Source organism: Streptomyces sp. NBC_01210 (assembly GCF_036010325.1).
Lineage (GTDB): Bacteria > Actinomycetota > Actinomycetes > Streptomycetales > Streptomycetaceae > Streptomyces.
The window spans coordinates 3,158,376-3,173,036 of sequence record NZ_CP108549.1 but is presented as its reverse complement, the minus strand read 5'-3'; the positions used below and the strand labels follow the sequence as shown (position 1 = coordinate 3,173,036).

Annotated in this window: 11 protein-coding genes and 2 tRNA genes; 11 read left to right on the top strand and 2 right to left on the bottom strand. The window is 71.4% G+C overall.

Features of this window, described 5'->3' with window-relative positions:
- Positions 1-57: 57 nt before the first annotated feature.
- The 6 genes from rsfS to OG735_RS14330 all read left to right on the top strand — a co-directional run bounded on the left by rsfS (position 58) and on the right by OG735_RS14330 (position 2,342).
- Positions 58-489: a ribosome silencing factor gene (rsfS, locus tag OG735_RS14355; protein ID WP_327323563.1), complete on the top strand. Its 432-nt coding sequence runs from the start codon at positions 58-60 to the stop codon at positions 487-489.
- Positions 486-1,148, top strand: coding sequence for a histidine phosphatase family protein (locus OG735_RS14350; RefSeq protein ID WP_327328311.1), 663 nt, complete (start codon positions 486-488; stop codon positions 1,146-1,148). Before rsfS ends, OG735_RS14350 begins: the two co-directional genes overlap by 4 nt.
- Positions 1,149-1,253: 105 nt before the next feature.
- Positions 1,254-1,326, top strand: a tRNA-Ala gene (locus tag OG735_RS14345).
- A gap of 363 nt (positions 1,327-1,689) precedes the next feature.
- On the top strand, positions 1,690-1,854 hold the full coding sequence (locus tag OG735_RS14340) for a hypothetical protein (protein ID WP_327323562.1): 165 nt from the start codon (positions 1,690-1,692) through the stop codon (positions 1,852-1,854).
- A gap of 3 nt (positions 1,855-1,857) precedes the next feature.
- Complete coding sequence (locus tag OG735_RS14335; RefSeq protein ID WP_026277450.1) at positions 1,858-2,091, top strand: hypothetical protein; 234 nt, start codon at positions 1,858-1,860, stop codon at positions 2,089-2,091.
- A 178-nt stretch (positions 2,092-2,269) separates the two neighbouring features.
- A tRNA-Ala gene (locus tag OG735_RS14330) sits at positions 2,270-2,342 on the top strand.
- Positions 2,343-2,406: 64 nt separating this feature from the next.
- Here OG735_RS14330 and OG735_RS14325 read toward each other — a convergent pair.
- Complete coding sequence (locus OG735_RS14325) at positions 2,407-4,002, bottom strand: ferredoxin (protein WP_327323558.1); 1,596 nt, start codon at positions 4,000-4,002, stop codon at positions 2,407-2,409.
- Positions 3,999-5,453: a hypothetical protein gene (locus tag OG735_RS14320; RefSeq protein ID WP_327323557.1), complete on the bottom strand. Its 1,455-nt coding sequence runs from the start codon at positions 5,451-5,453 to the stop codon at positions 3,999-4,001. The genes OG735_RS14325 and OG735_RS14320 overlap by 4 nt, the downstream gene beginning before the upstream one ends.
- A gap of 561 nt (positions 5,454-6,014) precedes the next feature.
- Here OG735_RS14320 and leuS point away from each other — a divergent pair.
- The 5 genes from leuS (at position 6,015) to OG735_RS14295 (ending at position 14,528) form a co-directional block, all read left to right on the top strand.
- On the top strand, positions 6,015-8,873 hold the full coding sequence (gene leuS / locus OG735_RS14315; protein WP_327323556.1) for a leucine--tRNA ligase: 2,859 nt from the start codon (positions 6,015-6,017) through the stop codon (positions 8,871-8,873).
- Between the two features lie 118 nt (positions 8,874-8,991).
- Positions 8,992-9,828, top strand: a complete 837-nt coding sequence (locus OG735_RS14310) for a hypothetical protein (RefSeq protein WP_327323555.1) — start codon at positions 8,992-8,994, stop codon at positions 9,826-9,828.
- A 78-nt stretch (positions 9,829-9,906) separates the two neighbouring features.
- Positions 9,907-10,752, top strand: a complete 846-nt coding sequence (locus tag OG735_RS14305) for a DegV family protein (RefSeq protein WP_327323554.1) — start codon at positions 9,907-9,909, stop codon at positions 10,750-10,752.
- A 132-nt stretch (positions 10,753-10,884) separates the two neighbouring features.
- Positions 10,885-11,934, top strand: a complete 1,050-nt coding sequence (locus OG735_RS14300; protein ID WP_327323553.1) for a ComEA family DNA-binding protein — start codon at positions 10,885-10,887, stop codon at positions 11,932-11,934.
- Positions 11,935-11,939: 5 nt separating this feature from the next.
- Positions 11,940-14,528 (top strand): ComEC/Rec2 family competence protein, encoded by a 2,589-nt coding sequence (locus tag OG735_RS14295; RefSeq protein WP_327328310.1) that lies wholly within the window; start codon positions 11,940-11,942, stop codon positions 14,526-14,528.
- Positions 14,529-14,661 lie beyond the last annotated feature (133 nt).

The window sequence follows — 14,661 nt, the reverse complement described above, 5'->3', positions numbered from 1 at the left end:
CTGTCGGCGGTCCGTGAGACCCTTGAAGGGTTCCCGACCGCCGACGAAAGCCTGCTTGTGACCGCCACGGATCGCTCCATCGAGCTCGTCAACGCCGCCGCCCAGGCGGCCGCCGACCGGCTCGCGCACGACATCATTGCGTACGACGTCAGCGATGTGCTGTCGATCACCGACGCCTTCCTGCTCGCTTCCGCGCCCAACGACCGCCAGGTCAAGTCGATCGTCGACGAGATCGAGGAGCGGCTGAACAAGGAGCTCGGCGCCAAGCCGGTGCGCCGTGAGGGTGACCGCGACGCCCGCTGGATCCTGCTCGACTACATCGACATCGTCGTGCACGTCCAGCACAGCGAGGAGCGGGTCTTCTACGCCCTGGAGCGGCTGTGGAAGGACTGCCCCGAGCTTCCTCTCCCCGAGGACGCCCTGAAGACCCGCGGCAAGGCCGAGGAGCACGCGCGGCTCGCCGGCGACCCGGACGGTGAGCTGAGCTGAACGGCAGAGACAGCCGCGAGCGCGCCACGGGACGCCGCGTCGTCCTGTGGCGGCACGGCCAGACCGCCTGGAACCTGGAGCGCCGCTTCCAGGGCACCACGGACATCGCGCTGACCGAGACCGGTGTCGCTCAGGCGCGCCGGTCCGCCCGGCTGCTCGCCTCGCTCAGGCCCGATGTGATTCTCGCCTCCGACCTCAAGCGGGCGGCGGCCACGGCCGGCGAGCTGGCCGAGCTCACCGGACTCGACATCACCTACGAGGCCGCCCTGCGCGAGACCTACGCGGGCGCCTGGCAGGGCCTGACGCACGAGGAGATCGTCGCGCAGTACGGCGAGCAGTACGCCGCCTGGAAGCGCGGCGAGCCCGTGCGCCGCGGCGGCGGTGAGCTCGAGACCGAGGTCGCGGACCGGGCCGCTCCCGTGGTGCTGCACCACGCCGAGAAGCTCCCCGAGGACGGCACGCTCGTCGTGGTCAGCCACGGCGGCACGATCCGCACCACGATCGGCCGGCTGCTGGGCCTGGAGGCCCACCACTGGGAGGGCCTCGGAGGCCTGTCCAACTGCTGCTGGTCGGTGCTCGGCGAGGGCGCGCGCGGCTGGCGGCTCCTTGAGCACAACGCCGGCACGCTGCCGGAACCGGTCCTCGGCGACGACGACTGAACCCGGCCGGGGCCGCCGTTCGGCCCCGCACCCCCGGATTTCACTTTCCGGCAGGTCGCAGGCTAAAGTTCTTCTTGTTCGCAGCGCGGAGCGCGAAGAACGCGCGGGGCTATAGCTCAGTTGGTAGAGCGCCTGCATGGCATGCAGGAGGTCAGGAGTTCAATTCTCCTTAGCTCCACAATCCGGATCCCGTCCTCGTCAGAGGGCGGGATTTCGCGTTTCCCGGCCGGCCTTCCGGCCGGCGGGCGCTCGTCGCCTACTCCTCGGTCCTCGCCACCGGGGCCGCCGCCGGGCAGGCACGCTCCGTTCGGTCAGGTGATCGGCGTCGCCGCATTCGGCACACTCTTCCTGAATCGGCAGACAGTACCCGGGGCGCATGGGTCCGCCGATGCGCTGTGGGTGTGCGCCCTGACGCTCGCAGCCGCGTCGATCTTGGGCGCGGTGGCTGGTCTCGTACGCAAACGCCGCTGACCCTCTTGCGTGGCCATGGCAGAATCGGACGGCCGGAGGGGACACCGGCGAGGACGGGAGGGAGAGCACAATGTCCGCCAGCAGGAGCGAGAAGGCCGATGACCTGCTTGCCGCGGCGGAGGTACGTGCATCTCTCAGCTGCCCGTCCTGCGGATCGGCCCATGTCGCCCAAGTCCTCGGCGACAATGGCGGGGTTTCCTACGTGTGCACGGCCTGCGGCCACAGCTGGAGCTGAGTGATGGGTGCACACAGGCGGAAATGCGACTGGTGCGGCAGTGGTACGCCGATCGTCCGGGACATGGATCCGGTCAATCCCGAGTACCAGTACTGGTGCGAGGAGTGCGCGCGGGCGCTGATCATAAAGGGCGACCCCATCGAGACCTACCGCGAGCTCGAGGGGGAGCCGATCTACGGCCGTCTCCTCGATGAGCACTGCACGTTGAAGCGGTTCTATTCGTTCGCCACAGCATGAGCGACACGGCCGCGGCCACAGCGACAGTCACAGTCACAGTCACGGTCATGGTCCCGAAGTGGGACGTTACCGGCCTTGTTCGTGCAGACCCGAAACGATTTGGCGATGGACCGGGGTGACCGTTAATGTTGTCGACGTCGCCGAGGGGGAAACTTCCGATCAAGGCGGCACACCGCAAGGGGCTATAGCTCAGTTGGTAGAGCGCCTGCATGGCATGCAGGAGGTCAGGAGTTCAATTCTCCTTAGCTCCACAGAAGCAGTAGACACAAGGAAGCGGGCCATCCGGATCGGATGGCCCGCTTCCTTGTGTGTCCGTCAGCCGCGGCCGCTGCCAAGGGCCTTGCGGTTGCTGCTGGGCAGCGCCGGCCGGCCGGCGGGCGCCGGCGCACGGTCGGCCGGAGCCTGCTCGATACGCATCGCCAGCGCGGGGCACCGGCGTACGGCCCGCTGCGCACTCCCCCGCAGATGCGTGGGGACGACCGCGTCGGCTACCGACGGGAAGCCGTCGGGCTTGAGTCGGATCAGCTCGGGGATGATGTCCGCGCAGAGCCCGTGGCCCTGGCAGAGCGTCCAGTCGATGAAGATCTTCTCGCCGCTCGGAATCGACTCCACCGCCTCCTCGTAGCCCGGCTCGGGCAGCGGCAGCACGCCGGTCGTCTCGCGTCCGCAGCCGCCGTGGAGCACATGGGCGGCGAGATCGTCCGTGAAGGCGGACAGGGTCGAGGCGAAGAAGCGCGCCGAGCCGTCGGGGTGCTTGCACGCGCCCCGGCCCTTCACGGCCTGGGTCACCTCGCGCAGCGCCTCCAGGGCGGCCGGGCCGCCGCCGTTCATGACGTCGGACAGGCCGCCGGCCGCCGCGGGCAGGCCGAGCTTGCAGGGACCGCACTGGCCGGCCGTTTCGGCGGCGAGCCAGTTGGCCACCCGCAGCGCCTCGCCCAGCGGACAGGTCTCGGGGCCGATCGGCAGGATCGCGCCGGCGCCCAGCGCGCCGCCCAGGGAGGCCAGCGATTCGCGTGACACGAGCGCCGTGTTGACGGCCATCGCGTCGATCCAGTTGCCGTGGTAGCCGCCGGTGAGCACGCCCTGGGGGAGCGGCGGGGCGCCCGCCAGCTGCAGCACGTACCGCAGCGGCACGCCCGTGGGGACCTCGACGACCATCGGGCGCGCGACCGCCCCGGAGATCGTCAGCATGACGGTGCCGGGCTCAGTCTCCAGGCCGGTGTGGCTGTAGCGGCGGGCGCCGATACGGGCGCCGATGGCGAGCTGCGCGAACGTCTCCGCATTGGACAGCAGGGTCGGGGCCCCGCCGACGCCGGTGTCGGAGGCGCGCTCACGGCGGCCGGGCGGCAGCGCGGGGCCGCCGTTCACGGCGCGGATGACGGAGGAGGCCTCGCCGGAGACCATGCGCTCGGGGGTGCGTACGACCCGCGCGCGCAGCTGCTGCCCGCGCCGGTCGGAGAGTCCGCGCTCGGCCAGGGCGGCGCGGATGGAGATCTCCGTCGAGTTGCGGGTGACCGCGACGACCAGGGTGCGCGCACCGAGCGCTTCGGCGGCGATCAGGGCGCCGTCGAGGATCAGATGGGGCGCGCGGTTGAGCAGCACGGTGTCCTTGCGGCAGGCGGGCTCGCCCTCACTGCCGTTGACCACGACGACGGGCCGCACCCCGCGTCGGATGGCGGACTTGGCTACGGCGCGCAGCTTCTGCCCGAAGGGGAAACCCGCGCCGCCGCGGCCGCGCAGGGATATGTCGTCGGCGAGCTGGGCGAGCCGCTCGCCGGTCATCGGTTCAAGAGGGCCGTGCACCTTGAGATGCATGGGGAGGTCGAGTCGCTCGACAAGGTCGAACCCCTGCGTCAGCTGGGGAAGGCCGACGACGCGGACCTCGGGGACATCAGGAAGGGGGGTGTTCACGGTCGGTCTCCTGCGGGCGCGTGCCAGGGTTCCCCGGCCGGGGGCGGGAAGAGAGGCCCGGGCATCTGCGCCGTCTCGTCGTACGCATCGGCGGTGCCGGGTTGGTACGGGGACGAAGGTGCTTCGTACGGTGTTGAGGGGTCGTAGGCGGATGAGGGGTCGTACGCGAAGGGGGCCGCGTACGGAGCGGTGGGTGTGTCGTACGACGCCTGGGGTGTGTCGTACGACGCCTGGGGTGCGTCGTACGAGGGCGGCGGCTCGTAGGCCGGCTGGGCGGGGGGCTCGTATGCGGGCGGCACCGGCGGCGCGGACGGGACGGCCTGCGCGGGCGGCGGCGGTGACGGTGTGGGCCAGGCGCCGGGCAGGGGACCCGACTCCGAGACGACAGGGATCTCGTCCGTCATCAGGATGCGTTCTGCCAGCGGGGCCGTCTGGTCGCCGGCGAGGGACACCGCCCGGTACGCGGCGGAGATGCCGGGGCCGGGGCCGACGCCACTGCTGCCGAGGGGATCCGACTCCGGGGGCGGAGGGGCCTCGTAGAGTTGCGGCGAGGGGGCGGAGAGCCGTGGGGGCTGCGCACGCGACGGGCCGAGCGGGGTCTCGCGCTGGAACTCCGCCTCGTAGGCGCGCTGCGAGGGAATGCCGTTCATACGGTTGAGGCCCGCCGGTGCGGTCACTCCGCTTGCGCCGGGGAGCGGGGAGACGCCGAGATCGCGCTGTGCCTTCTCGTCCGCCCGCGACCTGTCGTCGTCCGAGCCGGTCAGGGAAAGAACTTTGTTGGCGATGCGTCGCTGTACAGGCCGTGGGAGCGTCCGTACCGCGACGGCTGCTGCGACGCCGGCGAGTGACAGGCAGTACATCGTGACCACCCAGGTCGCGGCGGGACGGCCGGTGTACAGCCCGTGCACGAGGGCGAAGCACCAGGCCGGGTAGGCCAGCATGTGCAGCGGCCGCCAGCGGCCCGCCACCCGGACGTTGGCCGCGAGGGCGCTGCGCAGCGCTCCTGTCGTCGCTGCGACGATCATGAGGAAGCCGGCCAGCGAGCCGAAGCCGATCAGCGCGGACGTACCGGTGACGCCGAGTCCGAACGGGATCAGCGCGCCGATCAATTCCACGTGTCCCAGCGAGACCTTGACGGTCACGTGGAGCAGGAGGAAGCCGAGCGAGGCCACCGCGGTGCTCCGGTGGACGGCCTGGGCGACAAGGCGGTGCCGGGTGGAAAGCAGCAGTCTGTCGGTGGCGATCAGACCCCACGCCACCGAAGAGGTCAGGCACAACAGGGACAAAACCCCGGTGGTGAAGTCGAGCGCGGCACGAAAGCTGTCACTCCCGCCGACGGCGAGCAAGGGTATGAGTACCAATGCCGCTGCGGTCAGGCCACCTTGGGCCTGGCGGCTGAGCCCGGCGCTCGGTGCGGGTGACGAACGGCTCTTGCGATTGCGAGGGTTCATGGGGCGACTCCGAATGGTGCGGGAAATACGGTCCCGTTGACGCATGCTAAGTCGACCCATACCGAGTGGTTCGTGGTTTGAGCGTTTAGAGAGCGGAACCACAGACAACTGACTCTGAGGTTGCCCCGGATAGGGGGGATACGCCGAGTAACTTGTGTGCCTCGCGACGCGAACCGATGCGCCTCGCGGTGTGCGCCGGGGTCGACGCGGGGCGTGCGCCGGGGGCGCGAATAGGCGCAATGGGTGACGGAGTGGTCGCCGAGGGTCGCCCGGGAAGTCGGAGCGGCAGCTCGGGCGGGCGGGTTCGCGTGTGTCCGCCGGACGGCGCCGGTCCTTGCCGCTCGCCCGCCACCGACCGCCGAAGCGGAGTCGTGCGGGCGGTTCGGTCGCTGCGGTACTCTGCTGCTATGCGTGCCGTACGCCTTCTGCTTAGCGAGCCGCGCTGATCAGTCCCGACGGATGAAAGATCCGGTTGGAATCGGCGCGGCGTCCCCTCCTGTGCGAGGGGCTTTTTCGTTTTCGAATCCGCTGGCAGAGACGATCGATGGAGCTTTAAGGATCATGAGCGAGACGAATTCCGCTGCCGCCGCAGAGGTGGCCGCAGCGCACCGCTACACGGCTGCCATGGCCGCCGACATCGAGGCACGCTGGCAGGACGTCTGGGACGCCAAGGGCACCTACGAAGCGCCGAACCCGAGCGGTGAACTGGCCGGGGATGCCGCCCTGGCGGCCAAGCCCAAGAAGTTCGTCATGGACATGTTCCCGTACCCCTCGGGCGCCGGCCTGCACGTCGGGCACCCGCTGGGCTACATCGCCACCGACGTCTTCGCCCGCCATCAGCGCATGACCGGCCACAACGTCCTGCACACGCTGGGCTTCGACGCCTTCGGCCTGCCGGCCGAGCAGTACGCCGTGCAGACCGGCACGCATCCGCGGGTGTCCACCGAAGCCAACATCGAGAACATGAAGGTCCAGCTGCGCCGGCTGGGCCTGGGCCACGACAAGCGCCGGTCGTTCGCGACGATCGACCCGGACTACTACAAGTGGACCCAGTGGATCTTCGTCCAGATCTTCAACTCCTGGTACGACGAGGACGCACAGAAGGCCCGCCCGATCGACGAGCTGGTCGCCCAGTTCGAGAGCGGTGAGCGCCCGACGCCCGGCACGCGCGCGTGGAGCGAGCTGAGCGCCGCCGAGCGCGCCGATGTGCTGAGCGGCTACCGGCTGGCGTATGCCTCCGATGCGCCCGTCAACTGGTGCCCGGGCCTGGGCACCGTACTGGCGAATGAGGAGGTCACCTCGGAGGGTCGCTCCGAGCGTGGCAACTTCCCCGTCTTCAAGGCGAAGCTGCGCCAGTGGAACATGCGCATCACCGCCTACGCGGACCGGCTGCTGGACGATCTGGACGCGCTGGACTGGCCCGAGGCCATCAAGCTGCAACAGCGCAACTGGATCGGGCGCAGCGAGGGCGCGCGCGTCGACTTCCAGGTCGGCGGCCAGGACGGCGCGAAGGTCACGGTCTTCACCACCCGCCCCGACACCCTGTTCGGCGCCACCTACATGGTGCTGGCCCCCGAACACGGGCTGATCGACTCCATCGTCCCGGCCGAGTGGCCGCAGGGCACCAAGGAGGCCTGGACCGGCGGTGCCGCCACTCCGGCCGAGGCTGTTGCCGCGTACCGCAAGCAGGCCCAGACGAAGAGCGACGTCGAGCGGCAGACCGAACACAAGGACAAGACCGGCGTCTTCACCGGTGCCTACGCCCTGAACCCGGTCACCGGCGCACAGATCCCGGTCTTCGTCGCCGACTACGTACTGATGGGCTACGGCACCGGCGCCATCATGGCCGTCCCCGGACAGGACGAGCGTGACTGGGAGTTCGCCGAGGCCTTCGAACTGCCCATCATCCGTACCGTCCAGCCGCCGGAGGGCTGGGAGGGCGAGGCATTCACCGGACAGGGCCCGGCGATCAACTCCGCCAACGACGAGATCTCGCTGGACGGCCTGGGCGTCGCCGAGGCCAAGGCCAAGATCACCGAATGGCTGACCGAGCGCGGCATCGGCGAGGGCACGGTCAACTTCCGGCTGCGTGACTGGCTGTTCAGCCGGCAGCGCTACTGGGGCGAGCCCTTCCCGATCGTCTACGACGAGGACGGCATCGCGCACGCGCTGCCCGAATCGATGCTGCCGCTGGAGCTGCCGGAGGTCGACGACTACTCCCCTCGTACGTTCGACCCGGACGACGCGGACACTCAGCCCGAGACTCCGCTGTCGCGCAACGAGGACTGGGTCAATGTGGAGCTGGACCTGAGCGACGGCGTCAAGCGCTACCGCCGGGAGACCAACACCATGCCCAACTGGGCGGGTTCGTGCTGGTACGAGCTGCGCTACCTGGACCCGCACAACAGCGAGAAGCTGGTCGACCCGGCGATCGAGCAGTACTGGATGGGGCCGCGCGAGGGCCAGCCGCACGGCGGCGTCGATCTGTACGTCGGCGGCGCCGAGCACGCCGTACTGCACCTGCTGTACGCGCGGTTCTGGTCCAAGGTGCTGTTCGACCTGGGGCACGTGTCCTCGGTCGAGCCGTTCCACAAGCTGTACAACCAGGGCATGATCCAGGCGTACGTCTACCGGGACAGCCGCGGCTTCCCGGTGTCGGCCGCCGAGGTCGAGGAGCGGGACGGAAAGTTCTACTTCGAGGGCGAGAGCGTCAAGCGCGAGCTGGGCAAGATGGGCAAGTCCCTGAAGAACGCCGTCACTCCGGACGAGATCTGCGCCGAGTACGGCGCGGACACGCTGCGTCTGTACGAGATGGCCATGGGCCCCCTGGATGTTTCGCGGCCGTGGGACACCCGGGCCGTCGTCGGCCAGTACCGCCTGCTGCAGCGGCTGTGGCGCAATGTCGTCGACGAGGCGACCGGTGAGGTCACGGTCGTCGACACCGAGCCCGACGAGGCGACGCTGCGCGCGCTGCACAAGGCGATCGACGGCGCCGGACAGGACCTGGCGGCCCTGCGCTTCAACACCGCCATCGCCAAGATCACCGAGCTGAACAACTATCTGACGAAGGCGGGCGGCCCGCTGGCGCGGAGCGTGGCGGAGCGGCTGGTGCTGCTGATCGCCCCGCTGGCCCCGCACATCGCCGAGGAACTGTGGCACAAGCTGGGGCAGACCGACTCGGTCGTGCACCAGGCCTTCCCGGTCGCCGACCCGGCGTATGTCGTGGACGAGTCAGTGACCTGCGTTGTGCAGATCAAGGGCAAGGTGAAGGCGCGGCTGGAGGTGTCCCCGTCCATTTCGGACGAGGAGCTGGAGGCGCTGGCGCTGAATGATGCCGCAGTGGTCGCGGCGCTGGGCAGCGGCGGCATCCGCAAGGTGATCGTGCGGGCGCCGAAGCTGGTCAACATCGTGCCCGCCTAGGGTCCGGCCGCTCTCACAGGGGTTTCCCCTACGGGCAGGTTGGGGGTGCCGATGGAACCCTCGGCCTGCCCGTTCCGTTTACCGTGGAAGGACAACATCCGACGCCGGAGGGGCGCTCATGGAAGCCGCGATACTGATTCTGGCGCTGCTTTTCGTCGCCTTTGTGGCGTTGGGGGTGTATGTGAGCGTGAAGGTGATCGGCGCGGCCAAGCGGGGTGTGGAGCGCACGGTCACGCAGGCGCGCCGCACCGTCGAGGAGACCACGCTGCGGGCGAAGAGCTATGGGCAGGGCGGCGTTGCCGGCGAGCTGGCGCAGCTGCGGCTGTCGCTGCGCACGTCGATGAGGGCGACGCAGGACGCGCTGCACGCGGGTGTGGCGGAGGACGCCTCGCTCTCCGAGTCGCTGGACCTGTTCCGGCGGCTGAGTGCGCACGGTCATGAGCTCGACGACGAACTCAAGCGGCTGGAGCGCGAGCCGGACCGGGCGACGGTGGGATCCCTGCTGCCCGGGCTGCGCGAGCGTACGGAGCGGATCACGCGCTCTGCCGAGTCGCTGCGATGGGCGGCGCGGGACCGGGCGCGGAAGTTCGCGGACGACGATCTGGATGCGCTGAGCATGCAGATCGATGTGGAGGCGGGGGCGCTGCGGCACTGGTCGGGTGAGGGTGTGCCGGGCGCCGAGATGCAGGATGTGCCGGACGCCTCGGAGCCGGGGTCCTGGCCGGAGGCGGGGCGGACCGCCGGGGCCGGAGCGGGCGCAGCGTGCCACGGTGTCGCGTCCGAGCAGACCTGGCCGGAGTCGGGGGCCGGGTCCGGGGCCGAGTCGGGGGCCGGGTCCGAGGCCGGGCCCGGGCACACTGTGGCCGAGCAGCCGCAGGCGATCACGGCGCGCGATCCCCGGCAGCAGACCGCCTATCCCTGGCAGAAGAAGGCCCGTCCGGAGACCACGAACTGATCCACCGGCCGGGGCGACGCGGTCGTTGGCAAGGGGCCGGGCTGCCGTAGGGCGGCCCCGACGGGTAACCTCCCGCTCATGTCCCGCCATGTCGCTATCGTCACCGATTCAACGGCCTACCTGCCGCCGCCGACGATGGAGCGGCACGGCATCATCGCAGTGCCGCTGACTGTCGTACTCGGTGATCAGGCGCTCGAGGAGGGCACCGAGATCTCGGCACGCTCGCTGGCGCTGGCATTGCAGAAGCGACGGCCTGTGACCACATCCAGGCCGAGCCCCGAGGTGTTCGCCGAGGCGTACCGGCGGTGCGCGGAGGCCGGTGCGACCGGGGTCGTATCGCTGCATCTGTCGGCGGAGTTCTCGGGGACGTACGACGCCGCGGTGCTGGCAGCCAAGGACGCGCCGGTGCCGGTGCGGGTGGTGGACACCGGGATGGTCGCGATGGCCCTGGGATTCTGCGCGCTCGCGGCCGCTGAGGCGGCGGAGGCGGGCGGCACGCTGGACGAGGCGGTGGCCGCCGCGGAGAAGCGTGCCGCGGGCACGTCCGCGTACTTCTACGTCGACACGCTGGACTACTTGCGCCGCGGCGGCCGTATCGGGGCCGCGCAGGCGCTGCTGGGCTCGGCGCTCGCGGTGAAGCCGCTGCTGCAGCTGGACGGCGGCCGGATCGAGCTGCTGGAGAAAGTGCGCACGGCTTCGAAGGCGATCGCCCGGCTGGAGGAGATCGTCGCCGACCGGGCGGGTACGAGCCAGGTGGACATCGCGGTGCACCATCTGGCCGCGCCGGAGCGGGCCGCCGCGCTCGCGGAGCGGCTGCGTGACCGGCTGCCCGGCCTGGTCTATCTGCATGTCAGCGAGGTGGGCGCGGTGATCGGGGCGCACACGGGGCCGGGGCTGTTGGGGGCCGTGGTCTCGCCCCGCTGAGACGGTTTGAGGGGTGCTGATGGGCGCCGCTGTCACCTCTGCGGGTGAGCGAGTTGTCCACAACGGGTGGGCTGTCCACGGAATTTGGGCCTGCTCAGCGGGCTCGGACGGATATGCCTACCGTCCTGTGGCATGGCTCTCCGATCACGCTCCGCAACCAGTGGCCCGGGCCGCGCCCCGGCCTCGGACAGCCGCGCCCGTCACGGCCGCGGCTCAGGACCCGGCCGCGGTTCAGGACCCGGCCGCGGTTCAGGACCCGGCCGTGGTCCGGATCGCGGCCCGAGCCGCGGCTTACGCCACCCGGGCCGACGGCGCGGCAGAAGCTTGTCCGCCGCTTCGACCACAGCCCTGCGCCGCCGCGCGGATGCCCTGTTCGAGGGTGCGCCGCGCGGTGCGGGCACTGGGCTCGACGCGGCTGTCGCGCGCTCGCGTGTGGATGTCGACACCGGGGCAAGGGCAGGCGCTGGGGCAGTCACCGGTACGGGGGCGGACACCCGGCGGTGGGCGGGGCTTGCGCTGCGGGAGCGGTTGCCGTTGTGGGTGCAGCTCAGGTGCGGGCTCGAACCCAGGACTCTCGCCGCACTGGCCGTCGTCCTCGTGGTCGCCGCGGTCTTCGCGGCCCAGCACTTCTGGGCGGCCCGACCGCAGACCGTACGCGCTCCGGAGCTGGTCCAGCAGAGTGCGGCCTCACCGGAGCCGCGGCCTTCGCCGGGGCCATCGCCGTCCGACACCGGGCCCGGCGGGCGGATCGTCGTCGATGTGAGCGGCAAAGTGCGTCGGCCGGGGGTGCACCAACTGCCCGCCGGATCCCGGGTCACCGACGCGCTGCGAGCGGCCGGAGGCGTCAGGGCCGGCACGGACCTGTCCGGACTCAACCGGGCGCGGGTCCTCATGGACGGTGAGCAGGTGGTGGTGGGCGGGCCCGCGCCGCCAGGACCGCCTGCGACCGGATCGGGCACGGGCCCGGGCACGGGTGGCGCGCAGGCCGTAGGGCCGGTGAGCCTCAACACGGCGACCGTGGAGCAGCTCGACACCCTGCCCGGGGTCGGTCCCGTACTGGCGCAGCACATCGTCGACTACCGCACCCAGCACGGGGGGTTCCGGTCCGTCGACGAACTCCGCGACGTCAACGGGATCGGCGACCGCCGGTTCGCGGATCTCCAGACCCTGCTACGGCCATGACGGACATGACGCGCCCGGTGGTTCATGCCGCGTCGGGTCATCGGCTTGGGGCGTCCGATCCGCGGCAGGAGGGTCCAGCCGATCTGCGCCTGGTGCCGCCGGCCCTGGCGGCCTGGGCCGCGGCGGCCCTCGCGGTGGGGGCGCGGGGTTGGTGGACGGCGGTGGGTGTGACGGCCTGCCTCGTCGTGGCGGCCGTGTTGCTGGCTCCGGCGGTGGCGCGTGCCGTAGGCGCGGTCACGAGGGTCCGTGGGCGTGGGCTCAACGCCACTGCCGTGGCAGCGCTGTTGCTGTGCGCCGCTGCAGGAGCGGCCTCGGCCGGGCTGCACGGCGCGGATCTGCGCAGGGGGCCGCTTCCCGCCCTGGCGGATCAGTACGCGTACGTCACCGTCGAGTTGACGGTCACTTCCGATCCGCGAACGACTCGGCCCCGGATCCGCGGTGACCATATGGCGGCTACATCGATCGTGCTGGACGGTGAGGCGACGCAGGTCACGGCACCGGGCGGCGCGGTCACGGCGATCCGGACGCCTGTCCTGGTGATTGTGCCGTCGCGGGAGCCGGGTGATTCGGGTGATTCCGGCGGGTCCGGTTCGTCCGCGGGGCCCGGCGCGCAGTGGCAGCGGCTGCTGCCTACCACCCGACTGCGGCTGGCAGGGCGGCTCGCGCCGCCACTGAACGCGAACGACCGCTTCGCCGCCGTACTGAGGGCGCAGGGCGGCGGGCCGCCGCGGATCACCGGCCCGCCGACCCAGCTCCAGCGCACGGCCGGAGGCCTACGGGCGGGACTGCGTGAGGCGACAGACGGGCTCGACCCCGACGCTCGGGCCCTGCTGCCCGGGCTCGTGGTCGGCGACACCTCCCGGATCCCGCCCGACCTGCACGACGCCTTCGAGGCGACCGACCTCACGCACTTACTCGCCGTATCGGGAAGCAACCTGACCATCGTGCTCGTCCTGCTGATCGGGCCGCCGGGCACCGCCCTGCTGGCCGAACGGCGCGGCCTCGCGCCCAGGTTGGGCATCACGCTGCGCGGGACCGCGCTGATCGGCGGGGCGCTCACACTCGCCTTCGTGGTCGTGTGCCGTCCGGAGCCAAGCGTGCTGCGGGCGGCCGGGTGCGGGCTCATCACACTGCTCGCCATTGCCACCGGGCGCCGCCGATCGCTCATTCCCGCGCTGGCCGCCGCCGTACTGCTGCTCGTTCTGTACGACCCATGGCTGGCGCGCAGTTACGGCTTTCTGCTCTCCGTGCTGGCCACCGGTGCCCTGCTCACCATCGGCCCCGGCCTGAGCGCGGCGCTGCAGCGGCGACGGGTGCCGCCGCGGCTCGCCGAAACGCTGGCTGCCGCTGCCGCGGCCCAGGCCGTGTGCGCTCCCGTGGTGGCGATCTTCGCGGCCAGGGTCAGTCTGGTGGCGATCCCCTGCAATCTCGTCGCCGAGCTGGCGGTCGCCCCGGCCACGGTCCTCGGCTTTGCGGCGCTCGCCGCGACGCCGCTGGCCATACCGGTCGCGGAGGTGCTCGCCCGCTGCGCGGGATGGCCCGCCGGTTGGATCGCCTCCGTCGCCCGTACCGGCGCGGCGCTGCCCGGGGCGCAGGCGGGCTGGCCGGGCGGCTGGCGCGGCGGTCTGCTGCTCGCCGCGGTCACGGCCCTGGTCGTGCTGGTCGCACGCCGACTGCCGCGCCATCCCTGGGCAGCCGTCGGCTGCGTGTTGCTGCTCCTTCTCGCCGTGCTGCGCCCGGCCCCGCTCACCAGGGTCGTCACCGGCTGGCCGCCGTCCGGCTGGACGTTCGTGATGTGCGATGTCGGGCAAGGGGATGCCACCGTGCTCGCGGCGGGCGAGGGCGCGGCCGTGGTCGTGGACGCGGGACCCGACCCGGAGCTCGCCGACCGCTGTCTGAGGGACCTGGGCATCACCAGGATTCCGCTGATCCTGCTGACGCATTTCCATGCCGACCATGTCCGAGGGCTGCCCGGGCTGCTGAGAGGGAGGGCCGTCGGCGCGGTCCAGACGACGACGTTCGACGAGCCGCGGGAGCAGAGCGCGTTCGTACGGAGAACGGCGGCCGCCGCCGGGGTACCCGTCATCCGTGCGGGACCCGAGGAGCGGCGCCGGGTCGGGCGGCTCGTCTGGCAGGTGCTGTGGCCCCGGGCGGCCCCCGGCTCCGGTCCGACCCGCGCCTCCGTGCCCATGCCCGACGGCCCCAACGACGCCAGCGTCACACTGCTGGTGCGAATCGCCGGCGGCCCGACCCTTCTGCTCCTCGGCGACCTCGAACCCCCTGCCCAGCGAGGGCTGTTGTCGACCCACCCGGCACTCCCGCCGGTCGACGTCCTCAAAGTCGCCCATCACGGCTCCGTCCACCAACACCCCGGCCTGCTACGGAATGTGCGCCCGCGACTGGCGCTGATCTCCTGCGGCCGGAACAACTTCTACGGTCACCCGTCGCCCCGTACCGTCGACGCGCTCCGGACCGGGGGAGCGGTGGTGCTGCGCACGGACACTGACGGGGCGATCGCGGTCACCGGAGGCGGCGCGGACCTGCGGGCTGTGCCGAGGGGCCAGGGCAGCGGGCCGGACCCGCCGCCCCTCTGAGCGGGTGGCTGTGCAAAGTTCGTACCTCGTCCCGCCTGCGCTGCTCCCGCCTGCGCTGCTCCCGCCTGCGCTGCTCCCGCCTGCGCCGCTCCTGGCCGCGCGCCGGCTCCAGGCAGCCGCGTCGGGCGGCCGC

Coding starts and splice junctions, on each gene's coding strand:
- OG735_RS14305 (WP_327323554.1), top strand. CDS start 9,907: ATGTCCCGCCATGTCGCTATCGTCACCGATTCAACGGCCTACCTGCCG.
- OG735_RS14295 (WP_327328310.1), top strand. CDS start 11,940: ATGACGCGCCCGGTGGTTCATGCCGCGTCGGGTCATCGGCTTGGGGCG.
- OG735_RS14340 (WP_327323562.1), top strand. CDS start 1,690: ATGTCCGCCAGCAGGAGCGAGAAGGCCGATGACCTGCTTGCCGCGGCG.
- OG735_RS14335 (WP_026277450.1), top strand. CDS start 1,858: ATGGGTGCACACAGGCGGAAATGCGACTGGTGCGGCAGTGGTACGCCG.
- OG735_RS14310 (WP_327323555.1), top strand. CDS start 8,992: ATGGAAGCCGCGATACTGATTCTGGCGCTGCTTTTCGTCGCCTTTGTG.
- OG735_RS14320 (WP_327323557.1), bottom strand. CDS start 5,453: ATGAACCCTCGCAATCGCAAGAGCCGTTCGTCACCCGCACCGAGCGCC.
- leuS (WP_327323556.1), top strand. CDS start 6,015: ATGAGCGAGACGAATTCCGCTGCCGCCGCAGAGGTGGCCGCAGCGCAC.
- OG735_RS14300 (WP_327323553.1), top strand. CDS start 10,885: ATGGCTCTCCGATCACGCTCCGCAACCAGTGGCCCGGGCCGCGCCCCG.